Source organism: Flavobacterium jumunjinense, assembly GCF_021650975.2.
Lineage (GTDB): Bacteria > Bacteroidota > Bacteroidia > Flavobacteriales > Flavobacteriaceae > Flavobacterium > Flavobacterium jumunjinense.
The window spans coordinates 1,915,708-1,939,676 of sequence record NZ_CP091285.1 but is presented as its reverse complement, the minus strand read 5'-3'; the positions used below and the strand labels follow the sequence as shown (position 1 = coordinate 1,939,676).

General features: G+C 31.3%; 21 protein-coding genes and 1 riboswitch. Of the genes, 18 read left to right on the top strand and 3 right to left on the bottom strand.

Annotation, left to right across the window (positions count from 1 at the left end; all coding sequences use genetic code 11):
- The first annotated feature begins 164 nt into the window (after positions 1–164).
- A complete protein-coding gene (locus L2Z92_RS08620) occupies positions 165–1,478 on the top strand; it encodes a serine hydrolase domain-containing protein (protein WP_236458420.1) in 1,314 nt (437 codons plus the stop codon).
- Positions 1,478–2,209, top strand: a complete 732-nt coding sequence (locus tag L2Z92_RS08615) for a nicotinamide mononucleotide transporter family protein (RefSeq protein ID WP_236458419.1) — start codon at positions 1,478–1,480, stop codon at positions 2,207–2,209. The genes L2Z92_RS08620 and L2Z92_RS08615 overlap by 1 nt, the downstream gene beginning before the upstream one ends.
- Here the strand turns inward: L2Z92_RS08615 and L2Z92_RS08610 are convergent.
- Positions 2,204–3,232 carry a LacI family DNA-binding transcriptional regulator gene (locus L2Z92_RS08610; protein WP_236458418.1) on the bottom strand — a complete coding sequence of 343 codons (1,029 nt, stop codon included), beginning with the start codon at positions 3,230–3,232 and terminating at the stop codon, positions 2,204–2,206. The two genes, L2Z92_RS08615 and L2Z92_RS08610, sit on opposite strands and share 6 nt — an antisense overlap.
- Before the next feature lie 217 nt (positions 3,233–3,449).
- Between L2Z92_RS08610 and rplM the strand changes: the two genes are divergently transcribed.
- The 6 genes from rplM to L2Z92_RS08580 all read left to right on the top strand — a co-directional run bounded on the left by rplM (position 3,450) and on the right by L2Z92_RS08580 (position 10,508).
- On the top strand, positions 3,450–3,905 hold the full coding sequence (gene rplM, locus L2Z92_RS08605) for a 50S ribosomal protein L13 (RefSeq protein ID WP_236458417.1): 456 nt from the start codon (positions 3,450–3,452) through the stop codon (positions 3,903–3,905).
- Entirely contained in the window at positions 3,905–4,291 is a 387-nt protein-coding gene (rpsI, locus tag L2Z92_RS08600) for a 30S ribosomal protein S9 (RefSeq protein WP_236458416.1), read from the top strand. The genes rplM and rpsI overlap by 1 nt, the downstream gene beginning before the upstream one ends.
- Before the next feature lie 176 nt (positions 4,292–4,467).
- Positions 4,468–5,250 carry a 30S ribosomal protein S2 gene (gene rpsB / locus L2Z92_RS08595; RefSeq protein WP_236458415.1) on the top strand — a complete coding sequence of 261 codons (783 nt, stop codon included), beginning with the start codon at positions 4,468–4,470 and terminating at the stop codon, positions 5,248–5,250.
- A gap of 136 nt (positions 5,251–5,386) precedes the next feature.
- Entirely contained in the window at positions 5,387–6,211 is an 825-nt protein-coding gene (gene tsf / locus L2Z92_RS08590; RefSeq protein WP_236458414.1) for a translation elongation factor Ts, read from the top strand.
- Positions 6,212–6,316: 105 nt separating this feature from the next.
- Positions 6,317–9,958 carry a TraB/GumN family protein gene (locus L2Z92_RS08585; RefSeq protein ID WP_236458413.1) on the top strand — a complete coding sequence of 1,214 codons (3,642 nt, stop codon included), beginning with the start codon at positions 6,317–6,319 and terminating at the stop codon, positions 9,956–9,958.
- Positions 9,948–10,508: a DNA-3-methyladenine glycosylase I gene (locus tag L2Z92_RS08580; protein WP_236458835.1), complete on the top strand. Its 561-nt coding sequence runs from the start codon at positions 9,948–9,950 to the stop codon at positions 10,506–10,508. The genes L2Z92_RS08585 and L2Z92_RS08580 overlap by 11 nt, the downstream gene beginning before the upstream one ends.
- Position 10,509: 1 nt before the next feature.
- Here L2Z92_RS08580 and L2Z92_RS08575 read toward each other — a convergent pair whose 3' ends face one another.
- Positions 10,510–11,469 (bottom strand): ion channel, encoded by a 960-nt coding sequence (locus L2Z92_RS08575; RefSeq protein WP_236458412.1) that lies wholly within the window; start codon positions 11,467–11,469, stop codon positions 10,510–10,512.
- Positions 11,470–11,581: 112 nt separating this feature from the next.
- On the opposite strand from L2Z92_RS08575, the gene L2Z92_RS08570 reads away from it, so the two are divergent.
- The 10 genes from L2Z92_RS08570 (at position 11,582) to L2Z92_RS08525 (ending at position 21,337) form a co-directional block, all read left to right on the top strand.
- On the top strand, positions 11,582–11,797 hold the full coding sequence (locus L2Z92_RS08570; protein WP_236458411.1) for a VF530 family protein: 216 nt from the start codon (positions 11,582–11,584) through the stop codon (positions 11,795–11,797).
- Between the two features lie 137 nt (positions 11,798–11,934).
- Positions 11,935–13,935, top strand: a complete 2,001-nt coding sequence (locus L2Z92_RS08565; protein ID WP_236458410.1) for a T9SS type A sorting domain-containing protein — start codon at positions 11,935–11,937, stop codon at positions 13,933–13,935.
- Between the two features lie 408 nt (positions 13,936–14,343).
- Positions 14,344–14,441, top strand: a riboswitch (TPP riboswitch).
- Between the two features lie 66 nt (positions 14,442–14,507).
- Positions 14,508–14,714, top strand: coding sequence for a sulfur carrier protein ThiS (gene thiS / locus L2Z92_RS08560; protein ID WP_236458409.1), 207 nt, complete (start codon positions 14,508–14,510; stop codon positions 14,712–14,714).
- 117 nt (positions 14,715–14,831) lie between these two features.
- The gene (gene thiC, locus L2Z92_RS08555; protein WP_236458408.1) at positions 14,832–16,655 is read left to right on the top strand and encodes a phosphomethylpyrimidine synthase ThiC; all 1,824 of its coding nucleotides are present in this window, start codon (positions 14,832–14,834) and stop codon (positions 16,653–16,655) included.
- 44 nt (positions 16,656–16,699) lie between these two features.
- A complete protein-coding gene (locus L2Z92_RS08550) occupies positions 16,700–17,287 on the top strand; it encodes a thiamine phosphate synthase (protein WP_236458407.1) in 588 nt (195 codons plus the stop codon).
- On the top strand, positions 17,260–18,015 hold the full coding sequence (locus tag L2Z92_RS08545) for a hydroxymethylpyrimidine/phosphomethylpyrimidine kinase (protein ID WP_236458406.1): 756 nt from the start codon (positions 17,260–17,262) through the stop codon (positions 18,013–18,015). The genes L2Z92_RS08550 and L2Z92_RS08545 overlap by 28 nt, the downstream gene beginning before the upstream one ends.
- Positions 18,008–18,631 carry a thiamine phosphate synthase gene (locus L2Z92_RS08540; protein ID WP_236458405.1) on the top strand — a complete coding sequence of 208 codons (624 nt, stop codon included), beginning with the start codon at positions 18,008–18,010 and terminating at the stop codon, positions 18,629–18,631. Before L2Z92_RS08545 ends, L2Z92_RS08540 begins: the two co-directional genes overlap by 8 nt.
- Positions 18,618–19,388, top strand: a complete 771-nt coding sequence (locus tag L2Z92_RS08535) for a thiazole synthase (RefSeq protein WP_236458404.1) — start codon at positions 18,618–18,620, stop codon at positions 19,386–19,388. The genes L2Z92_RS08540 and L2Z92_RS08535 overlap by 14 nt, the downstream gene beginning before the upstream one ends.
- A 53-nt stretch (positions 19,389–19,441) precedes the next feature.
- Entirely contained in the window at positions 19,442–20,587 is a 1,146-nt protein-coding gene (gene thiH, locus L2Z92_RS08530; RefSeq protein ID WP_236458403.1) for a 2-iminoacetate synthase ThiH, read from the top strand.
- 39 nt (positions 20,588–20,626) lie between these two features.
- On the top strand, positions 20,627–21,337 hold the full coding sequence (locus L2Z92_RS08525) for a HesA/MoeB/ThiF family protein (RefSeq protein WP_236458402.1): 711 nt from the start codon (positions 20,627–20,629) through the stop codon (positions 21,335–21,337).
- Positions 21,338–21,546: 209 nt separating this feature from the next.
- Here the strand turns inward: L2Z92_RS08525 and L2Z92_RS08520 are convergent, their stop codons facing one another.
- Positions 21,547–23,964 carry an erythromycin esterase family protein gene (locus L2Z92_RS08520; RefSeq protein ID WP_236458401.1) on the bottom strand — a complete coding sequence of 806 codons (2,418 nt, stop codon included), beginning with the start codon at positions 23,962–23,964 and terminating at the stop codon, positions 21,547–21,549.
- Positions 23,965–23,969 lie beyond the last annotated feature (5 nt).

Genomic DNA, 23,969 nt, shown 5'->3' with positions numbered 1-23,969 from the left:
AAAATAATACACTAACTAAAAAAAAAATACATTGTTGTTTTCATAAATTTATTTATTTGTTTAAGTAACAAATATAGTTCTTAAAAAAAAAAAAAATAATTAATCACTCGTAACAAATAATCAATTTCATTGTCTAATATATTCAAAACAAGTAATTTTAAACCATGAAAAAACTTCTTTTACTTTCATTCCTTTATTTTGGAATTACAGTTTCTGCTCAAGTAGAACCAAGACTACAAAGAATTGATAGCCTTTTAAGTCATTTAGAAAAAAACAATAAATTCATGGGGTCGTTGGCGATTCAAGAAGGAAACAAAATTGTCTTTTCTAAAGCCTATGGTTATAGCGACACGAAGAGCAGGACTAAAGCAAATAGTGAAACCAAATATAAAATTGGATCTATTACAAAAACATTTACTGCGGTAATAATTATGCAGCTTGTAGAAGAAAAGAAATTGTCGTTAGCCACTAAACTAACTTCTTATTTTCCTAATGTAAAGAATGCAGACAAAATAACTATAGACCATTTATTACACCAAAGAACTGGTATTCCTGATTATATCAACCAGGATTCTATTACAAAAGCAGAATTGAATGCTCCAGATTTGAAAGAAGCTATTTATACTAAAATAAGCAATTATGAATCTAATTTTGAACCAAATTCAAAATATGCGTATAGTAATTCTAATTATTATCTCCTTGGTGGAATTATTGAACAAATCACTAAAAAATCTTTTGCTGAAAATATAGAAAAAAGAATTGTTTCAAAAATTGGATTGAAAAACACGTTTTATCCTTCAAATGGGGTACAGATTTCTAATAACGAAAGCTATTCTTTTCTTTTTAATGATAACCAATGGAAAAAAACGGAAGAATGGAAAAACGAGATTGCATATTCTGCTGGTGCGTTAGTTTCTACTCCCTCTGATTTAACAAAATTTATCTATGCCTTATTTGATGGAAAGCTAATTAAGCAAAGCTCTCTAGAAGCTATGAAAACACTAAAAGACAGCTATGGTAAAGCTTTGATTCAATTTCCGTTTGGAGAAAGACGGTTTTATGGACATACTGGAGGAATAGAGAGTTTCAGATCTAACATAGGCTATTATCCGACAGAAAAAATTAGTATTTCTCTTATTGTTAATGGCGATAACTACAATACAAACGACATTATGATTGGTATTTTAAGTATTTATTATAAAATTCCTTTTCCTTTTCCAAATTTCAAAAAAATAGATAAAGCATTAATTTCTAAACACATTGGAACCTATTCTTCCAATGACATTGCTTTAAAATTAACTATTTTTGAAAAAGAAGGTGATTTTTTCGCGCAAGCAACAGGACAAAGTGCATTTCCACTAACTTTTAAAGACGAGAAAACTTTTATATATTCTCCTGCTGGAATTCAAATCGTCTTTCAAGAAAAAAGTCTAATTTTGCATCAAGGTGGGGCAAAATTTAACTTTACTAAGGAATAATGATTTTTAAACTGAAAATTTCCAATGCGCTTACAACACAAATTAAATCAATAACAAATAGTACTTATCTAGATATTATTGGTTTAATCATAGTAATAACAGCTTCTATAGTCCTAGGGTATCATAAAACAGTTTATAATTTTTCTTTCAATGGAAAAAATTATATGTTTCTATTAGGTTATGTTTCTATTATTAATACCAGTTTTTCGATGATTGGAAACAGACTTGTAACGAAGAAAAATAATATTGGAAATTTTATAACTACTTGCAATACTTTCTTGAGTGGTTCAATAGATTATTTACTCGGAAATGCTGGAGCGATATTAACCTACCCAGTTTCTTTTATAGGTAATTATCTTGTTTTTAATTCTTGGAAAAAAAGTAAAGTACTACGAAAAATAGATTTTATTTTTTACCGAAATATTATTCTTGGGTTCTTCTTCTCTTTTCTTCTTAATTATATTGCTTTTAAATATTTGTCAACCAACACAATCGATTGGAAACTTTATTTTGCTATTTCAATTCCTGCTGGACTAACATTTGGAGGTACTTTCAATACTGCTAGAATGTATCCTGACAATTGGTTTTTATGGCAATTTTACAATCTTACAAAAATTATTCAAAATCTGCTATTGCTCAATATTGCTAATACAGCTAAATATATATTTTATTTTTTCAATGCTATAATCGGTTATATTACTTGGAATGATGATCAAAAAAAACAATTATAGTTTTTTTGTAGATTCTCTTTGCCTCAATTCTGTTTTAATAATAATTGTTTTATAATCGAATGCTTTTTCTTCGTCTTTATTTAGTAATCTATCAATTAATAGTGTTGCAGACTTCTCACCTATTTCTGGTGCGTGCTGACTAACCGTTGAAATACTAGGAGACATTCTTCTAGACCAAACACCATCAGCAAAACCTAAAATATTAATTTCTTCAGGAATTGCAATCCCTTCTTGAATTGCAATTTTATGTACTTTAGTTAATCCATGCTCATCTAAAGCAAAAACACCATCAACCAATCGCTGTTGCATGATTCGTTTTAATTTATCATCGAATGAATCCATATCATTATCTACAATAATTAATTCTTCATCAATTTGTATTTCATTATTTTCTAGCGCTTTTTTATAGCCTTCAAAACGCAACTTTCCAACACTCAAGTTATCAATAGTAGAAATTAATGCTATTTTTTTACAGCCAATATTTATTAAATGCTGAGTTGCGTCTATTGCAGAATCTAAATCATCAACAATCACTTTATCTGATTTAGGCAGATCAACAATTCTATCAAACAAAACAATTGGCGTTCCACTTCTAATGATTGCATTATAATGATCTAATTTTTTAGACAACTGCGTTTCTTCTGCAACAGACAAAATAAATCCATCCACTGCACCATTATTAAGCATTTCCATTAATTGCTTTTCCCTTTCTAAAGATTCATTCGAAATAGCTGTAATAAGATTATATCCTTTCTCCCTAGCCACATTTTCAATACCACTGAAAACTTTCGCAAAAAAAGAATTTAGAATATTTGGCAAAACAACACCAATAGTATTTGTTTTTTGATACTTGAGATTTTTAGCCATCAAATTTGGCGTATAGTTTTTCAACTCTGCAAATTCCTTAATCTTATCTTTTGTTGCTTTACTAATTTCTGAACTATCATTTAACGCTTTAGATACTGTTGATATTGAAACTCCTAATTCTTTTGCAATTTGTTTTAATGTCGCTTTAGACTTCATGTAGAAAATTTAAAAGGATAAAAATAATAATTTAAGATTAATTTCTAGATTAATTTGTATAAAACACAGAAACTATTTATTTTCAAAACATTACCAACGAATAATAAAAAATAAAAATCAAGAAATATTATACACTTCCTGTTTGTATTTATCATAAATAATTGTACTTTTGCACTCCCTTAATTGGGAATGGAATGTTTAATTTAAATTAATTATTGTGAACACATTAAGCTACAAGACTGTATCTGCAAACAAAGCAACCGTATCGAAAGAATGGATTGTTGTAGATGCTGAAGGTCATAACTTAGGGCGTTTTGCATCAAAAGTAGCAATACTTTTAAGAGGTAAAAACAAAGCAAGTTATACACCACACGTTGACTGTGGAGATAACGTAATCGTTATCAACGCAGAAAAAATCAACCTTACTGGTAACAAGTTAGATGACAAAACGTACATCAGACACACAGGTTACCCAGGAGGACAAAGAAGTTTAACTGCTAAAGTATTGCAACAAAAAAACCCTGCATTATTAGTAGAAAAAGCTATCAAAGGAATGTTACCTAAGACAAAATTAGGTGCTGAATTATTCCGCAATTTAAATGTATATGTAGGTACTGAGCACAAACATGAGGCTCAAAAACCTAAAACCGTAAACCTAAACGATCTTAAGTAATGGGAGTTATTCACAAAATCGGTAGAAGAAAATGTGCAGTTGCACGTGTTTATGTTACTGAAGGAACAGGTAAAATTACCGTAAACAAAAGAGAATTTACAACTTACTTCCCTACTGCTACTTTACAGTACAAAGTAATGCAACCGTTAGCAATGACAGAAAATGCAGAAAACTTTGACGTAAAAGTAAATGTTTATGGAGGTGGTTCAACAGGACAAGCAGAAGCTGTGAGAATGGCTTTAGCTAGAGTAATGTGTGAAGTAGAAGCTGAAAACAGAGCTATTTTAAAACCAGAAGGATTACTAACAAGAGATCCAAGAATGGTAGAACGTAAGAAATTTGGTCAGAAGAAAGCACGTAAGAGATTCCAATTCTCGAAACGTTAATATTCGATTATTATCTGAATATATTTTCAAACAAATTTTTACAATTAAAATTGAATTAAAAACAAAGTTGTCGATATTCCTTGTAAAAAGGGGATTAGTTTAGCATCTAAATTTTCAAGACTAACGCAAGTGACTACTTGATTATTGCTATAACACGGAACGTAAACTATTACATAATGGCAAACAAAATTGACGTTAAAGAGTTATTAGAGGCTGGTGTACATTTTGGACACATGACTCGCAAGTGGGACCCAAACATGGCTCCTTACATCTATATGGAGCGCAATGGTATCCATATTATAAATTTATACAAAACTGCAGCTAAAATTGAAGAAGCTAATGAAGCTTTGAAAAAAATTGCTGCTTCAGGTAGAAAAGTACTTTTTGTTGCTACTAAAAAACAAGCTAAAGATATTGTTGCTGAAAAAGCAGCTGCTTGTAACATGCCTTACATCACTGAAAGATGGCCAGGTGGTATGCTAACAAACTTCATCACTATTCGTAAAGCTGTAAAGAAAATGGCGATGATTGATAGAATGAAAAAAGATGGTACTTTTAATACACTATCTAAAAAAGAAAAATTACAAGTAGATCGTCTACGTGCAAAATTAGAGAAAAACTTAGGTTCTATTTCAGACATGACTAGACTACCTGCTGCTCTTTTTGTAGTTGACGTTAAAGCTGAACATATCGCAATAAAAGAAGCTCAAAAATTAAACATTCCAGTTTTTGCAATGGTTGATACAAACTCGGACCCACGTCCAATTGACTTTGTTATTCCATCAAATGATGATGCTTCTAAATCAATCGATAAAGTTTTAGGATTAGTATCTGCTGCTATCATTGAAGGTCTTTCTGACAGAAAAGCTGAAAAAGATGAGCAACCAGCTGCACCAGCAGTTGCCGCTAAAGAAGTAGAAACTAAAACAGAAGCTACAACAACTTCTAAAGAAGAATAATAATAGAATAACAATTCCAAAAAACAATTTTCAAATTCCTATTCTATTAGAAACATAATGTTGATAATAATTTAAAATAGGAATTTGGATTTTGAGTTTTGGAATTTTTACATTTAAAAAATAAAAAGACAAAGTTATGGCAAATATTACTGCTGCAGATGTAAACAAATTAAGAACAGCAACTGGTGCTGGTATGATGGACTGCAAAAAAGCTTTAGTTGAAGCAGATGGAGATTTTGATTTAGCAATTGAAAACCTTCGTAAAAAAGGACAAAAAGTAGCGGCTAACCGTTCTGATAGAGAATCTACAGAAGGTGCAGCAATTACTGTTGTTAACGCTGACAAAACTGCAGGTGTAGCTATCACATTAAACTGTGAAACTGATTTCGTAGGTAAAAACGATTCTTTCGTAAAATTAGCTTCTGATTTAGCTAACCAAGCATTAAATTATGCAACTAAAGAAGAATTATTAGCTTCTGATTATAACGGTATGACTGTTGCTGATAAATTAATAGAACAAACTGGAGTAATTGGAGAAAAAATCGAAATCGGTTCTTTTGAAAGATTAGAAGGTGCTTTTATAGGTTCTTATATTCACGCTGGAAACAAAATTGCTGTTTTAACTTCATTATCTGCTAACGTAGATGGTGCAGAAGAAGCTTCAAGAAACGTTGCTATGCAAGCTGCTGCAATGAACCCAATCGCGTTAAACGAAGATGGTGTTGATGCTGCAATCATTGAAAAAGAAATAGAAATTGCTAAAGAGCAATTACGCGCTGAAGGAAAGCCAGAAGCAATGTTAGACAACATTTCTAAAGGTAAAATTCAACGTTTCTACAAAGACAATACTTTAGTGAACCAAGACTATATTAAAGATGGTTCTATGAATGTTGCTGGATATGTAAAAACAGTTAATGCTGATTTAACAGTTACAGGATTCAAAAGAGTTTCTTTAGGATAATTTAAATAAATTATTGCAATTTATTTTAAACAAAAACCTTAATTTGATTAATCAAATTAAGGTTTTTTGTTTTATATTTGATAGAATACCTAAATCTTTATAAGCTTGAAAAAATTACTATTCTTAACTCTATTATCTTCTTATTTTTTATTTGGTCAACAAGAAAATAATTTACTCTGGGAAATATCTAAAAAAGGCTCAGAAAAAAAATCTTTCGTTTACGGAACAATGCATGTAAACGATAAAATATCATATCATCTTTCTGATGCTTTTTTTGAAGCTTTGCTAAACGTAGAAGTTGTAGCAAACGAAAGCAATCCAGAAACTTGGGGAGACTTAACAAACCTTATGTATTCTAGAGACCTAAACTCTGCCTATAAGCTTTATACTGAATTCTATTTAGATGCTATTACTAAAGACGAAGTAAAAACCTTATTCAATACGAACACTACCTATTTTGACAATGTCATCTCGGGTAACAACAACAATAGTGCAGATTATCAAGAAGACACAGTTCTTGATATGTTTATTTTTCAAACTGGAAAAAAATACAACAAAACAATAATGGGACTTGAAGATGCTAAAACGTCTTTAATTCCTATCTATAAATTAACAGAAGAAGAAGCTAAACCGAAAGAAGAAAATAAGTCGATACTTCTTAAAATGTTGAAAAATAAAAACCTGAATGAATTCATCAAAGAATCTTACAGGGAAAAAAACATCGTTATTTTAGATTCACTCTATAAATTAATGATATCTCCAAAAGCACATGATGCTCTAATTGTTAGCCGAAATAAAATAATGGCAGACAGTATGGTGAAAATAATGCAAGACAAATCTCTTTTTGCTGCAATAGGAGCTGCTCATTTAGCTGGAAAAGAAGGCGTCATTCAACTTTTAAAAGAAAAAGGATATACTGTAAAGCCTGTGAGCACAGAACTTTCTGAAATTGGAAAAGATTTAAAAAAAACTATCGAAACTAACTTTCCAAAACCAACGCTTCACAAACACAGTACGGCTGACAATATGATTTCATTATCTATGAATAAATATGTAGTTACTGATAAGTATTCTATTGGCTCTCCCGACTATACAAATGGAGGTGTTATTAAAATCATCAGAAAACCAGTAAATAATTTCTTAAGCAAAAAAGGTGAATACAATCACAAATCGTTAGACAGTCTGTTTTTTGAAAACATACCTGGTACAATTCACTCAAAAAAACTAACCGAAGAAAAAAACTTCACTCGATTTGAAATTGACAATGAAACGAAAACAGGAAATAGTCAACATTTTAATTTCTACATCACACCTTTAGAAATTATTTCAGTTTCTTTAACTGGTGCTAAAAACTATGCAAAATTATACTCTAAAGATATCTTCGAATCTATTCAGCTGAAAGAATTCTCAAACGAATGGCAAGATTATTCCCCAACAAGAGGTGGCTTTAATGTTAAAATCCCTTCCTATTTTATAGTCTATGGTGAAAACACAACTACACCCGAAAACATCGAACTTCAAGCCTATAAAAATGAAACTCAAAGTTACTTTTTTGTAACAGAACGTAATTTAAATACACTTCATTTATTAGAAAACAAAGAGTTTGAAGAAAAGCAAATGCAAGAAGAATTCTTCATTCAACATGAAATCAAACCTACATTTTCTATAAATTCAAGAAAGAAAACACAAGGGAAAGCAATACTGAATAAAAAAGAAATTGTTCTAGAGTCATTCATTTTTGGAAATAAATACTATCTACTAGGAGCTGTTAATGCAACTGCAAAAGACAAAGAAACGTTTTTCAATTCATTCGTTGAAAAACCTTTTATCTACAAAGACACCTTAGAAGTCTATACCGATACAATTAGTAAATTTTCTGTAAAAATTCCAAGAAAATTAAATGAAAAATTATTTTATGGTATTGGTGAACAAAAAACCGAAAATAAAAACATTTTCAATGTAGATAATAAGTATCTATATATAAATGCCGAAAATGGTAAAAAAATAAACCTTGAGTATTATAAATTTCATAAATACGACAACTTCAAGAATCTTGACTCTATAAAATCGAACTTAAAACATTATTTCACCAAATTCTATACTCATTCAGATGACGCATATTACGAGAATGATTATGACTATGTAAATAACAATTCAGTTTTAAGCTTTTCAGTTTACAGTAAAAAAGGTTTTAAAAGAAGTAATTGGTATGAAGTTCTTTTTGAAGATAAAGAAAGAGAATACACTATAATTAAAGAAACTACCTCAGAAAACAAAGAGAACAAAACTGTTTCTATAAACTATTTGGTTAGTAAGGAAGGTAGCAATCAAGCCATAAAAAGCAATGTTCTTTTTAGAGAAGACGCATATATTGTAACTCAAGTCTTAGTTGATAAGGATTATAATAATGATGATGAATTCATTGAAACGGTTTTTTCTAGCCTAGCCTTTAATGATGAACCCAAAAACAGTATTTTTGAAGGTAAAATAGACGAATACATTAAGGATGCCTATAATGAAAAGGATACAATTCGTTATTCTGCATTAAACTCTACTCATGAACTTAAAATTTTAGAGAGCGACATTCCTAAAGTAATTCAATTCTTGAACGAATTTAGCTTTAAAGCAACAGAAATAACAGCTCAGAATAGCTTATTAAACAAGCTAGCTTCTATAGACGATGAAAGAATTATTCCTTTCTTAGAAAACTACTACAAAAGAGAAAATGCTCCTGCAGAAATTCAATTAAATATTTTAAAGGCATTAACCTTCCAAAAATCTAAAAAAGGATATCAAAAAATAATGGAACTCTTAGAATATGATCTTCCCTTGAGTAACAGTGAATATGATATTAGCAGTCTATTCTATACCTTTTTAGAAGATAAAGAAAACAGTAAAGAGTTATTTCCTAAAATATTCCAATTTTATAGTATTCCAGAATATAACGAACCATTAATTAATTTTTGTAATGAATTAATAGAAACCAAACATGCTTCTGCTTCTAAGCTTAAATCATTTAGAAAAATGATATTAACGAATGCTAAATTAGAATACAAACGCGTTTTAAGTTGGAAAATAGAAAACACCGAGTACAATGATGATGATAAAGATGAATATCTAGCAGATCAGCAATACGCTCCTGTTGATGAGTTGATTGGTTATTTAAATTTATTAGAGCATTTCAAAAACAATAATGAAACACAAGAATTTATTACGAAGCTAAAAAAACTAGACATACTTGCTTTAGACATTGAGATAATGCGTCTCTCTAGCCTAAACAACACATTAACAGAAAGTGACAAAAAAGAGATACTATCTGATCCGAAAAAAGCTTTCTTATTAATGCAATTAGAGAACAACACATATGACTTTTCTGAAACCGAAATCGCAAATTTTGCTCTAAACAACTTCTATGATGTTAAAAAAAATGATAGTATTGTCTTTTTACAAAAAAAATTAGTTGACTGTAATAATCATAAAATTACTTTTTTCTTTTATAAGATAACTGAAAAAGAACCAAAAAACTATGAAGACAATCTTTGTTCTTTTGCATTTGTGACTAAAAACAATAAGTTAGAACTTTATACTTATAGATACCTAAGAAGCACTGTAATTACTGACGAAGACAAGATTGAAACAGATATTGAAACAATCATTAATCAAACTATAAACGAACCTCATCTTAGAGCTAGTTTCAAAAAGAGAGAACGAAATTCTAATATAAATTATTTGTATGATGACTACTAAAATAAGATGTGGATGGTGCGAAAAAGACGATTTATATAGAGATTATCACGATAACGAATGGGGAAAACCAGTATATGATGATCCAACACTATTCGAATTCTTAATTCTTGAAACTTTCCAAGCTGGGTTAAGCTGGTATACGGTTTTATCAAAAAGAGAAAATTTCAAAAAAGCATTCGATAATTTTGATGTAGAAGTTATTGCAAAATACAATGAGGAAAAAATTGAATCTTTGTGTTTGGATACTGGAATAATTAGAAATCGATTAAAGATAAAATCGGCAGTTTCAAACGCGCAAGCATTTATAAAAATTCAAAAAGAATTTGGTAGTTTTTCAAAATATATTTGGGCATTTGTTGACGGCAAGCCAATAGACAACAATCCAAAAAGCTTGAGTGATGTTCCAGCAACGACTCCAATATCTGATACGTTAAGTAAAGATTTAAAAAAGAGAGGATTCAAATTTGTGGGTTCGACAGTTATGTATGCACACATGCAAGCCACAGGAATGGTTAACGATCATATTGAAGATTGTTTCACAAGAAAATAATTTAATCAAAATTGTATTTAGAAAATGAATTTAATTTATCCAGATGTAAAATCGTCTTGGTTTTAGATTCATTTTCTGCATACATAATATCAAATTTAGCACCATAAATAATTTCATCAAACAAATAGGAAGTTTGTACAGAAACAACTCCACTAAACATATCGTCAAATGTTTTTAGAAATACTAAAACCTCTCCTTCCCCATTCTTAAAGTCAGTCTCGCTTAAATGATACAAAGGACTTTCATTAGTAATTGGATGAACCAATGTCCAACTTAGGGTTAAAGTATTAATTTTAGTCATTTCTAAATCTAAAGAAAAAAACTTGTTTGTCTTTTTTCCGTTTTCTTCCACAATCATTCCTAAAGTGATTTTCGCTTCTGCATCAGTAAAATTCGTGTTTTTATAAGGAGACAAACGCATCATTAAAGCTTTCCCTCCTTTATAAGGTGCAATAAGCGCGTTTTCAGAAAACTTAATATAAGCTGTAGGCTTACTAAACCTACCAAAAAACAAACCTGTTACAATTCCAAAACTTAACAAACCTATTAAAGCTTCTATTGACGCAATTGTACTTGCTAAAAAACCAACAGGACTAATATGTCCATAACCTACTGTTGTAAACGTTTGTGTACTAAAAAAGAACGCATTTCCTAAATTTATCAATTCAGACGTAGAACTTCTAAAGCCTTGTAAATTCTCAACACCTACAAAATAATACAACAGAGCAAACAAAATATTAATCAAAAAATAAAATAAAAAAATCACTGCTAAAAAATTCACATGCGATAATTCCAACATTTTATGATACCAACTTGTTCTATTCATAAAATGAACACCACGTTTAACAACATTTGCTGTTCCGTTTTTATTTATAAATCGACCGCCATAAATGGAAGCATTTGTACCAAAACCAGTATTTTCATCAGTACGAGCATTTTTATTAAATTTGTAAAAAGCCATTATTATATAAAATGATTTTGATTAATTAGAAGTGGTTAAAATTAATTAAATATTTTTACATTTTTATACCATTACAATTTTCATTACCCAAAACTCATTTAATCCAAACAATATGTCCAACGATCCATTACACGGAAAAACTTTAAAAACAATTCTAGAACAACTAGTCGATTTCTATGGTTTTGATACTTTAGGAGAATTAATTAAAATTAAGTGTTTTACTGAAAATCCTTCTGTAAAATCAAGCTTAACTTTTCTACGAAAAACTGATTGGGCAAGAAAAAAAGTAGAAGAACTGTATGTGAGAACATTGCCGAAATTTTCATAAAGAAAAAATGCCTTTTAAAAGATGACATAATAGAAAATACTATTTTTTCCAAATCAGGAAATATCATCATTTATAGTGATGTGAACCTTTTATCGATGAATTAAATGTGCTTTTTAATAAAAAAACATTAATTTATCATGAAAAGCCTAAAAATCAAACTATTAAAAAAGGTACAATTTGCTTTTATTGCATTTCTATATTGCTTTTACTGTCATAACTATGAAATACTAGCACAAAATCAACTCTATACAACAACATTTGATCTTAGTACTTTAAACGGTAGTAATGGATTTGAAGTTTCTGGACTCTCAACAAATTTACAATTTGGTGCAGAAAGTCAGTTTATAGGAGACATTAACAACGATGGGCTAGAAGATATTGCATTTGGTTCTGGAACTGCAACAGCAAGTGGCTTACAATATGCAGGTGCAGCGTATATTATTTTTGGATCTAGCGTTCCTTACCCTAGTCCGTTTGACTTATCAACTTTAGACGGATCCAATGGTTTTACTGTAGACGGTATAGCTTATGATGAAAGACGAGGAGCAACAATAACAGGACCTGGTGACATTAATGGAGACGGAATTGATGATTTAATCATTGGGTCTAGCAGTACATCTCCAGATGAAATTGTCATTTATGGGACAACTTCTTTTCCTGCTTTAATAACAATTAATGATATTAATAGCACTAATGGCTTTTTAATTGATTCACCAGGAAGTAATCAAATAGCTGGTTTAGGTGACGTTAACGGTGATGGAATTAACGATTTCATTATTGGCACTCGACATTGGTCAGGACAAGCATGGATTATTTTTGGTCGTTCAAGCAATTTTCCAACAGCAATTGATGCCTCTTGGTTAGATGGCACAAAAGGTTTTAAAACCAGTAGTTTTCCTGGCTCAAGACCATCTTACAAAGTTGGAGGAGCAGGCGACATAAATAATGATGGATTCAAAGATATTCTTATTGGAAATTGGGATTCAACTGACCCAGCTATTAGCTATTTACTTTTTGGAAAAGAAACACCATTTTCTCCTTTGGTGGATTTAACAACTTTAGACGGAACTGATGGATTCAGTATTGATAACAATGGAGGAAACTTTTTAACCTTTGTAGGTACTTTAGGTGATATTAACAATGATGGTATTGATGATTTTTTCTCAGAAACAAATGCGATATACGGAAGTACTGATCCTTTTCCTGCCCATTTTCCTTTAAGTAGTTTAAACGGAACAGACGGATTTACACTTCCTGGACAATTAACATCTGCTGGTATTGGAGACATAAATATAGACGGTATTGATGATTTCATTTCAGTATATGGAAGTGGTGGTCGTGCATATATTGTTTTTGGAAGTACTAGCGGTTTTCCAAATCCAATAAACGAAACTACACTAAATGGAGTAAATGGTTTTATTATAGAAGGACTAAACCCAACCAATATAGCTCGTCCTGTTAGCGGTAATGGAGATATAAATGGAGATGGAATATCCGATTTTGTTGTAAGTAGTCCATATACACCAACCACACAAATAGGGAAATCTTATGTTATTTTTGGAGGAGACCATTATGCGATGCCTTTAAATATTGGATATCCACAAACTGAAAATGTGACACCTACAGCGCTTACTTTGATTGTTAATGGTCCAGAAACAGGAACAATTCACTATGCTATTTTCCCAGGAAACAACGCAGGAACAGTAACCCACAATGACATCCTTAATGGAACTGGAGCAATTGCAAATGGTAATTTCTTAATGAATGTCCAAAATGGAAATGTCAATAATGTTGTTTCTTCTTTACCTGCAAATGCATCTTTTGATGTATATTTATTCCTAGAAGATAATGCTGGAAATTGGACGCAGATATACGATTTAAATAATGTTTTAGATAATGAAGATTTTATCCTTTCTGAAACAGATATTTATCCCAATCCAACAACTTCTAGCATTAATGTAAATCTTACTACTGACGCTACTTATCAATTAATAACTATAAACGGACAAGTAATTCAAAAAGGAGAGCTAATAAACGGTAAAAATGCAGTAGATATGTCTAGCCTATCAAAAGGTCTATACTTTTTGTATGTAAAAACAGATGCGGGCACTGCAACTAAAAAAATTATGAAAAAATAAGCTTTATTGGATTCGCTTGACAATTAGAAATAACTACAAGAACATTCCTAGGGATAAAACATTTATAATGAGTTACTATAGCATAGTACTATAATACACTTGTAACTAGTATCACTTACTATAGTAAAGTGCTATGATACACTTGTAACTAGTATGGGTTACTATAGTAAGGTGCCTTGTTGCACTTGTAACTAGTATCACTTACTATAGTAAAATGCTATGATACACTTGTAACTAGTATGGGTTACTATAGTAAGGTGCCTTGTTGCACTTATAATTTTATAAAACCCCTGATAGCATAAATTTATAATCCTTACCCACAAAGTAAAAATCAAAAGTAACCGGATTACAACTTTTGTTATTTTTCTAACTTTAAGATTATTTTTCATTTCATTTCACTACATTTGTTATTCACTTTAGGGGTGTCTGTAATTTTACAGGCTGAGATTTTACCCTCTGAACCTGATCTAGTTCATACTAGCGTAGGGAAAAGTAAGATGACTTCATTGTACATTCATGTACCATTATAGCCATTCCTAAAGTATAACTATATACTAAATTCAGTAAAAGGAATGGAATTAAAAATCAACAACAAAAACAAAACCTTCGATTGTAAATCCCTTACAGTCCAAGAACTTATCGATTTCGAACTTCCCGAAAAACAAAACGGAATTGCAGTTGCTGTAAACCAAACTGTGGTTTCTAAAAACCAATGGGCTACTTTTTCGCTTTCTCCTTCCGATGACATTTTAATCATTACTGCCACACAAGGCGGTTAATTTAGTATGCAGTGTTCAGATTTTAGTTAGCAGTTTTTAAAATATTAAAAAAATCTGCTTCATCTGCAAAATCAGCGTGCAAAAAACTATTCTATTTTAAAAATTTAAAACATAATTATGACGAACGAAGAGAAAATATCAAGAGAACCTTTTCCAAATTCGAGAAAAGTATACATAAATGGTGACATCCATCCTATCAAAGTAGCAATGCGTGAAGTTGTGTTATCAGACACAAAATTAGCCAAAGGTGGTGTAGAAAAAAATCCTCCAGTAACCATTTACGATACTTCAGGTCCTTACACTGACCCAAACATTGACATTGATGTTCGAAAAGGATTACCACGTTTACGCGAACAATGGATTTTAGACCGCGGTGACGTAGAAGAATTAACCGAAATTTCTTCAAACTACGGAAAAGAACGTTTGCACAAAACAGAATTAGACCATTTGCGTTTTGAATATTTACACAAACCCATGCGTGCCAAAAAAGGAGCCAATGTTAGCCAATTATACTACGCAAAACAAGGTATCATCACTCCAGAAATGGAATACATTGCCATTCGTGAAAACCAACGCATTGAACTAATAGAGCACCAAACCAAAGCCATGCAATGCCAACATGCAGGGGAAAGTTTTGGAGCCAATACACCAAAAAACAAAATCACACCCGAATTTGTAAGAAGCGAAGTAGCCGCTGGTCGTGCGATAATTCCAAATAACATCAATCATCCTGAAAGTGAACCTATGATTGTTGGTCGTAATTTCTTAGTGAAAATCAATGCAAATATCGGAAACAGTGCTGTGACTTCGAGTATTGAAGAAGAAGTAGAAAAAGCCGTTTGGGCTTGTCGTTGGGGAGCAGATACCATTATGGATTTGTCTACAGGTAAAAATATTCATGAAACGAGAGAATGGATTATTCGTAACTCTCCTGTGCCTATTGGAACAGTACCAATTTATCAAGCTTTGGAAAAAGTAAAAGGAGTTGCCGAAGATTTAACTTGGGAAATATTTAGAGATACTTTAATCGAACAAGCAGAACAAGGGGTTTCATACTTCACGATTCACGCAGGTGTGCTTTTGAGATACATTCATTTAACAGCCAATCGTGTAACGGGAATTGTGTCTCGTGGTGGTTCCATCATGGCAAAATGGTGTTTGTTCCATCATAAAGAAAACTTTTTATACACCCATTTCGAAGACATTTGTGAAATCATGAAACAATATGATGTAGCCTTTTCTCTTGGAGATGGTTTGCGTCCGGGTTCTATTGCCGATGCCAATGATGCAGCTCAATTTGCCGAATTAGAAACGTTGGGCGAACTAACAAAAATTGCTTGGAAACACGACGTTCAAGTATTTATTGAAGGTCCAGGTCACGTGCCTATGCATATGATTAAGGAAAACATGGAGAAACAATTAGAACATTGTTCGGAAGCTCCATTTTATACATTAGGACCTTTAACTACTGATATTGCTCCAGGTTACGACCACATTACTTCTGCAATTGGAGCAGCCATGATTGGTTGGTATGGTTGTGCGATGCTTTGTTATGTGACTCCAAAAGAACATTTGGGTTTACCCAATAAAAAAGATGTAAAAGACGGAGTAATTACGTATAAGATTTCAGCACATGCTGCCGATTTAGCCAAAGGACATCCAGGAGCACAATACCGTGATAATGCTTTGAGTAAAGCACGTTTCGAATTTAGATGGGAAGATCAGTTCAACTTGGCTCTCGATCCAGACACAGCAAGAGAATTTCACGATGAGACTTTACCAGCAGATGGTGCTAAAGTAGCGCACTTTTGTTCGATGTGTGGTCCAAAATTCTGTTCGATGAAAATCTCTCAAGAAATTAGAGATTCAGCAGCTGCAGAAGAAGGAATGAAAGCCATGTCGGAAGAATTTATCGAAAACGGAAAGGAAATTTATTTGTAATATTAGTAATTAGTCGTTAGTACTTAGTGATTAGTCAAAATGATATGATTGTAATTTCGAATCCAATAGAAATAGTAAATGAAATAAACATAATTCATTCTCTTTTTGAAGAAGGCATGGAGCTATTTCATATTCGAAAACCGAATTATTCGAAAGAGGAATTGCGTTTATTTCTATCAAAAATAAATTCGAGCTATTATTCCAAATTGGTTTTGCATCAACGTCATGATTTAGCAGAAGAATTTAAGATCGATAGGCTTCATTTTACAGAAAAAGATAGACTTGCTAAACCTAACAGGTTTCAAAAACCTGTTAGGTTTCTTTCAACATCGGTACATTCGATAGAAGCTTTTAATGGTTTAACAAAGGCTTTTGATTATGCCTTTTTAAGTCCAATTTATCCAAGTATTTCAAAACAGAATTATGTACCAACGAAAAATGCATTCGAAGAAATAAAGAAACGAACCAATCAAAATACAAAATTAATTGCTTTAGGAGGTGTTTCAGTGGAAAACATTGAGGAAGTACTCACCAATGGCTTTGATGATTTCGCTTTACTTGGAACTATTTGGAACAGTAAAAACCCAATAGAAAACTTTAAAATATGTCAACAAATCGCCCATTCGTTTTAAGTATTGCTGGTTTTGATCCTTCTGGTGGAGCTGGTGTTTTAGCCGATGTGAAAACATTCGAGCAACATCAGGTTTATGGTTTGGCAATTATAACAGGAAATACCATTCAAACAGAAAACGAATTCATCAAAATGGAATGGATTGCAATTGATTTTGTATTAGAATCGATAACTACTCTATTTAATAAATACGAAATTAAAGCGGTGAAAATTGGGATTGTTCCTTCCTTGGATTATTTAGAACACATTGTTTTCCAAATAAAAAAGCATTCGCAAAAAACAAAAATCATTTGGGATACTGTTTTAAAATCCAGTACAACATTCGACTTTTTACAGATTGAAAACCAAGCCAAATTAGAAGAAATTCTAAAAAAAATCGATTTGATTACTCCCAATTATAAGGAAATTTTGCAATTATCTACCAAAGGAATTAATGCTGAAACCATAGCAGTACTTCTTTCCAAACATTGTGATGTCTTGTTAAAAGGAGGTCATAATACAAACGAAAAAGGAGTTGACTACTTATCTATCAAAAACGAATTCATAAAACTCGCTCCAACTACAACTTTGGCTAATGAAAAACATGGTTCAGGTTGTGTTTTATCATCTGCAATTACAGCAAATTTAGCTTTGGGAATTGACACTACTACCTCATGCCAAAAAGCTAAGGTTTACATTGAAAAATTACTTCTTTCCAACAACACTTTATTAGGATACCATCATGATTAGCAAATTACACTATATCTCACAAGGAAATACAGTTGACGAACAATTGTATAACATTCAAAAAACATTAGACAACGGTTGCGATTGGATTCAATTGCGTTTTAAAAACGGAAATTACAATGAACTTTTGACTGTTGCCGAAAAAACCAAACAACTTTGTAATCAATACAAAGCGACTTTCATTATTAATGACAAAGTAGATTTGGCTTACCAAATTGATGCAGATGGTGTTCATCTGGGCTTAGACGATATGCGAATTAAAGATGCTCGTGCCATTTTGGGTAACCAAAAAATCATTGGTGGAACAGCCAATACATTTGAACATGTTCTACAAAGAGCAAATGAAAAATGCGATTACATAGGTCTTGGTCCATTTCGTTTTACTACTACTAAAGAAAAATTAAGTCCCATTTTAGGTTTAGAAGGTTATAAAATTATTCTAAATAAAATGGCTGAAGATCAAATTAAAATTCCACTTATTGCCATTGGAGGCATTACTTTAGAAGATATTGATGCGCTTATACAAACAGGTCTTCATGGTATTGCCGTTTCAGGTTTACTAACACAAAACCCAATAATAACAACCACTCTCAACGAAAAATTATATGTCAACATTTAAAATTTCAGATACCACTTTTACTTCTCGTTTGTTTTTAGGAACAGGAAAATTTGGTTCCAACCAACAAATGGAAGAAGCAGTTTTGGCTTCGGAAAGCGAATTGGTCACAGTAGCCTTAAAACGTGTCGATTTTGAAACCGAAACAGACGCTATTCTTTCCCATTTAAAACATCCCAATATCAATTTATTACCAAATACTTCTGGTGCTCGAAATGCGAAAGAAGCAGTTTTTGCAGCCCAATTAGCCAGAGAAGCTTTTGAAACCAACTTTTTAAAATTAGAAATTCATCCCGATCCCAAATATTTATTACCCGATCCTATTGAAACCTTAAAGGCAACAGAAGAATTAGCCAAACTAGGTTTTATAATATTACCTTACATTCATGCCGACCCGGTTTTATGCAAACGTTTAGAAGAAGTTGGCACAGCAGCAGTTATGCCATTGGGTTCACCCATAGGAAGTAACAAAGGACTAAAAACAATTGATTTTTTAGAGATTATTATCGAACAAAGTAAAGTTCCTGTCATTATTGATGCCGGAATTGGTGCTCCTTCTGATGCTGCAAAAGCCATGGAAATTGGTGCAGACGCAGTTTTAGTAAATACAGCAATTGCTGTTGCACAAAATCCAAGATTAATGGCAGAAGCTTTTAAAGAAGCAGTAATTGCTGGTCGAAAAGCATATGAAGCGCAATTGGGTTCGGTTTCTAGTTTCGCACAAGCATCAAGTCCGTTAACTGCTTTTTTAAATGAATAGAGTCCTTAGTGATTAGTAAAAAGTAATTAATCTCCTATTATGAACAAAATAACATGAACACATTCAACGAAATATTCAAAAAATACGATTGGAATTCTATTCAAGAAAAAATCTATTCTGTAACTGCTAAAGAAGTGGAACAAAGTCTTTCCAAAAACAAATGTACAGTCGATGATTTTTTAAATTTAATTTCTCCAGTGGCTCAAAATTATTTGGAAGTCATGGCACAAAAAAGTCATGTACTTACAAAGCAACGCTTTGGAAAAACCATTCAAATGTATGCTCCTATGTATTTGAGTAATGAATGTCAAAACATTTGCACCTATTGCGGTTTTAGTTTAGACAATAAAATCAAACGAAAAACGCTAAATGATAAAGAGATAAAAGAAGAGATAAAAGTACTAAAAGAAGCTGGTTTTGATCATGTTCTATTGGTTACAGGAGAAGCGAACTATACGGTAAACATCAATTATTTCTTAAATGCAATAACAATTATTCAAAAACACTTTGCTAATATTTCAGTCGAAGTACAACCACTAGAGGAAGAAGAATATGTGGCTTTACACAATGCTGGTGTGCATACCGTTTTGGTATATCAAGAAACCTATCATGAAGAAGTGTATAAAAAATACCACCCAAAAGGGAAAAAATCAAATTTTGACTATCGTTTAGACACACCAGATCGCGTTGGAAAAGCAGGTATTCATAAAATTGGATTAGGTGTTTTGTTAGGATTAGAAAACTGGAGAACCGATAGTTTTTTCAACGCACTACATTTGGACTATTTACAAAAAACCTATTGGCAAAGTAAATATTCTGTTTCCTTTCCAAGGCTTCGCCCAGCTGAAGGCATTATTGAACCTAATTTTATTATGGACGACAAGGATTTAACCCAATTAATTTGTGCTTATCGCATTTGGAATCCTGATATAGAAATTTCTGTTTCCACAAGAGAAAACGAGAAATTCAGAGACAATATTATTCCCATTGGAACAACAACCATGAGTGCTGGTTCCAAAACAAATCCAGGCGGTTATAGTGTGGACAAACAATCCTTAGAACAATTTGAAACCAGTGATGAACGTTCGGCTGATGAAATAGCAACTATTATTCGTCAAAAAGGATACGAACCTGTTTGGAAAGATTGGGATAGGACATTTGGTCATAAAGTCGAAAGTTATGAAGTGGAAAAGTTTTAAAAATGTGAATTTAAAGAAATTATAAATTAAGAGTAAACAATGCTTAGTATTCAAGATTATTTACGTTATACGAAACCCATGTTGTTGCCTGAAATTGGTAACGAAGGACAAGAAAAAATAAAAAATGCTAAAGTTTTAGTAATTGGTGCTGGTGGCTTAGGTTGTCCAATATTACAATATTTAACAACTTCTGGTGTTGGAACAATTGGCATAGTAGATTTTGACTTCGTAGAATTATCTAATTTACACCGACAAGTTTTATATAACGAAAACCACATCGAACTACCAAAAACAACTACCGCTTCAGAGGTATTAAAAAAACTGAATCCAGCAATCAATTACATTCCGTTTGAAGAAAAAATAACTAGTGATAATTGCGAAAGCATACTTTCTCAATTTGACATAATTATAGATGGTTGCGATAATTTTGCCACTCGTTACTTGGTTAACGATACATGTGTAAAATTGGGCAAACCTTTAATTTATGGAAGTATTTTAAAATTTGAGGGGCAAATTGCAGTTTTTAATAACAAAGGCAGTAAAAACCTTCGCGATTTATTTCCAGTACCACCCAATCCCGAGGATGTCCCGAATTGCAGTTTAAATGGTGTTTTAGGAACATTGCCAGGAATAATTGGCACTATGATGGCTCACGAAACCTTAAAAATTATTACTAATTTACCTTGTTTAACCAATGAACTGATTATTTTCAATACTTTAGAATGGAGTTTTATTAAGTTGAAGTTTTAAAAAGAACTAACCCTTCTTAATAGCAAGACAAACAAGAAGAAAATAAAGACAATAATGAAAAGTAACTTCCAAATAAATCGTACTTTATTTTTTATAAAAAAGTTTATAATCACAAATACAATCAATCCTATTACTAAGGATAATAGTAATAATGAAAGTAGTAAACCCGAAATATCACCCGTTAAAAAAACTATCATAATTTACTGTAATTAAAAATTCTTCATCGATTCCCAAAACACTAAATCTTCATTGAAAGTGGTGCTAGCTCCAAAATTCAGCTTTAATGGTTCTTTAATTACTTCTAAATTTTTCACCTCTAAACCAGTAGATTTTAATGTAGTTTTAGTATAAGTAATCATTAAATAGTGCTCATCAATAGTTGATGTAATGTTGTTTTTTTGAGTCTCTGTTAATTCATCAATAAAATAAAATCCATTATTATATTGATACGTTTCCGAAATTGTATGTGAATAGGAAACCGTTCTATTGGAATCGTCTTTCAAATCAAAAGGTGCTCTTTCCACACTATGCTCATATTTCAATACTGCAAAAGAGTCACAATCTATATATAAGTAACCCGATGAACTTTTTGGTGCTGGATAACCATATCCTGTTGAATAAGAACCTGGAGAAGTATTTTTAAAATGAATTTTGTAAGCTTTCTTTCCTTTTATAGTTTCAAAACCTTCTTTCGTGTAAGTATAAGAATTAGTTCTATATAAAGGATTTGACTTTATCGTGATGAGCTCTCTATTCCAAAGAGAAATCAAACCAAAAGCTCCAGTAAAAGTATATTTCTCCTCTTTATTGGGCGTTTTTTTTAACTTGTCAACCTTACCATAAACCTTATCGTTACCACTATTTATTCCTTTCGGATTATAAAATGTAATAATAGCTTCGTCTTTTATGGTTTCTTCTTCATTTTTAATGCTATTTTGTTTGTAATAAAACGTTTGATTGTATCCTTTTTGATAATAGTTTTCTTTTAGTTGTGATTTCGCTTTTTTAATAATATTAATGGCAATTAGTTCCTTTTTATCAGAATTCAAAACTACTTCATCAAGAACAATTCCTCCTAGTTTACTTTTATTGAGTTTGAATTCATAGCTTTTTTTTTCTAGGTTTACCTGAATAGAATCGGAAGCGTATCCAAAAGCATTCACTTTTAAAAACTTAGTTAAATCGGAAGTGTCAATAATAAACTCAAAAGAACCATTTTCTTTTGTAAGAGTTGCTTTCTCATTGTTTCCCCAAACTACTTCTACAGTATTGATAGGCAAATTAGTTTCTTTATCAAAAACATATCCTTTGGCAATAAAACCAGAAAAACTACCTTTCTTAAAATCACTTTCATTATATTTTCTTACTGAAGGTTGATACGATTTTTTAATGAAAACTAAAGCATCAAAATTAGTTTGCCAATTACCTTTAATAGGCATATTTCCTAAAGCTAAACAATAGAAAGACTCCTTCTTTTCGTCATCAAACTCAAAAAAAGCTTTATCCTGATTTGAAAGTTGCTTTTCAATACTATTTTCTGGTGGTGTTAAAATAGGATAAGTATTGGAATTTACTATACCATAATTACCTTCGTAAGATGAAAAAGCAATGGTATACATTTTTTCTTTAAAATGTTCCTTCAACAACTTACCCATTGGAACACCTCCTTCAAGAAGTTGCTTTCCTTCTCCTTTTTTATAATCAGTATAACCTGTTGCTTTCTTTTCTAAATCGGATTGTTGACTAAAATAGTCTTCTGTAAGCGTATCTATTTCTAAATTGCTTATTTCTTTCGCAAAATGATAAGAAGCGCCCCAACCTATAATTTTTTCTTTTGGATAGGTTTCTGCTAAAAAAATAAAATTTTGAGCCATTTGCTCGTCTCTTGGGTTTTGAACGGCTATTTTTTGTTTTTGAATTTGAGCGATTTCAAAATTCACGTTGGCTAAACTACTTTTAAAAACTTGTTGAATGATTTTTTCATGCAAAGTTAAAGTAGTCATTTTTTCAAATGCACCTACAATATAATCAAAATCCTTATATAAAGAAATTGAATCAGTTTTACTAAAAGCAATTAGATCTAAATCTCGATAAACAAAGGCTTTTTCTATTTTTTCAATTTGTAAAGGACTTACTTTTATTTTCCTTGAAGCAAAAATTGTTTTTAAATCGGATATAAAATATTTCTCAAACAGAACTCCTTCTTGGCAATCAAAACCAGTAATTCTTATGGTATCTTTATTTTTGGCTCTCTCTTCAATATAAAGAAATAAGTCTTGGAAAGATTGTGTGTCTGACCAAATTGAAAAAATAGATTCATTATAGATACTACTATTCTCTTTTTTGTTCAAAAAAAGCTGACTCGCTTTGTAATTATCATAGAAACCACCTTCAAAAGCAATAGTATTGAATCCTAGTTTTTCATGTAAATATTTGATAATCTCAACTTTTTCATCAAAAGTAGCACCATCTCCATGTGACTGTTCACCTAATAAAACGATTCGTTTGTTTTCTAATATTTTATTTAAGAAGGAATAATCATTACTTTCTAAATATTTAAGATCTCCTTTTATAGACGTTTGTCCAAAGGATAAAATAGAGAACAATAGCAATAGGTAAGACTTCATTTTAA

Coding starts and splice junctions, on each gene's coding strand:
- L2Z92_RS08620 (WP_236458420.1), top strand. CDS start 165: ATGAAAAAACTTCTTTTACTTTCATTCCTTTATTTTGGAATTACAGTT.
- L2Z92_RS08615 (WP_236458419.1), top strand. CDS start 1,478: ATGATTTTTAAACTGAAAATTTCCAATGCGCTTACAACACAAATTAAA.
- L2Z92_RS08610 (WP_236458418.1), bottom strand. CDS start 3,232: ATGAAGTCTAAAGCGACATTAAAACAAATTGCAAAAGAATTAGGAGTT.
- rpsI (WP_236458416.1), top strand. CDS start 3,905: ATGGGAGTTATTCACAAAATCGGTAGAAGAAAATGTGCAGTTGCACGT.
- rpsB (WP_236458415.1), top strand. CDS start 4,468: ATGGCAAACAAAATTGACGTTAAAGAGTTATTAGAGGCTGGTGTACAT.
- tsf (WP_236458414.1), top strand. CDS start 5,387: ATGGCAAATATTACTGCTGCAGATGTAAACAAATTAAGAACAGCAACT.
- L2Z92_RS08580 (WP_236458835.1), top strand. CDS start 9,948: ATGACTACTAAAATAAGATGTGGATGGTGCGAAAAAGACGATTTATAT.
- L2Z92_RS08575 (WP_236458412.1), bottom strand. CDS start 11,469: ATGGCTTTTTACAAATTTAATAAAAATGCTCGTACTGATGAAAATACT.
- L2Z92_RS08570 (WP_236458411.1), top strand. CDS start 11,582: ATGTCCAACGATCCATTACACGGAAAAACTTTAAAAACAATTCTAGAA.
- L2Z92_RS08565 (WP_236458410.1), top strand. CDS start 11,935: ATGAAAAGCCTAAAAATCAAACTATTAAAAAAGGTACAATTTGCTTTT.
- thiS (WP_236458409.1), top strand. CDS start 14,508: ATGGAATTAAAAATCAACAACAAAAACAAAACCTTCGATTGTAAATCC.
- thiC (WP_236458408.1), top strand. CDS start 14,832: ATGACGAACGAAGAGAAAATATCAAGAGAACCTTTTCCAAATTCGAGA.
- L2Z92_RS08550 (WP_236458407.1), top strand. CDS start 16,700: ATGATTGTAATTTCGAATCCAATAGAAATAGTAAATGAAATAAACATA.
- L2Z92_RS08545 (WP_236458406.1), top strand. CDS start 17,260: ATGTCAACAAATCGCCCATTCGTTTTAAGTATTGCTGGTTTTGATCCT.
- L2Z92_RS08540 (WP_236458405.1), top strand. CDS start 18,008: ATGATTAGCAAATTACACTATATCTCACAAGGAAATACAGTTGACGAA.
- L2Z92_RS08535 (WP_236458404.1), top strand. CDS start 18,618: ATGTCAACATTTAAAATTTCAGATACCACTTTTACTTCTCGTTTGTTT.
- thiH (WP_236458403.1), top strand. CDS start 19,442: ATGAACACATTCAACGAAATATTCAAAAAATACGATTGGAATTCTATT.
- L2Z92_RS08525 (WP_236458402.1), top strand. CDS start 20,627: ATGCTTAGTATTCAAGATTATTTACGTTATACGAAACCCATGTTGTTG.
- L2Z92_RS08520 (WP_236458401.1), bottom strand. CDS start 23,964: ATGAAGTCTTACCTATTGCTATTGTTCTCTATTTTATCCTTTGGACAA.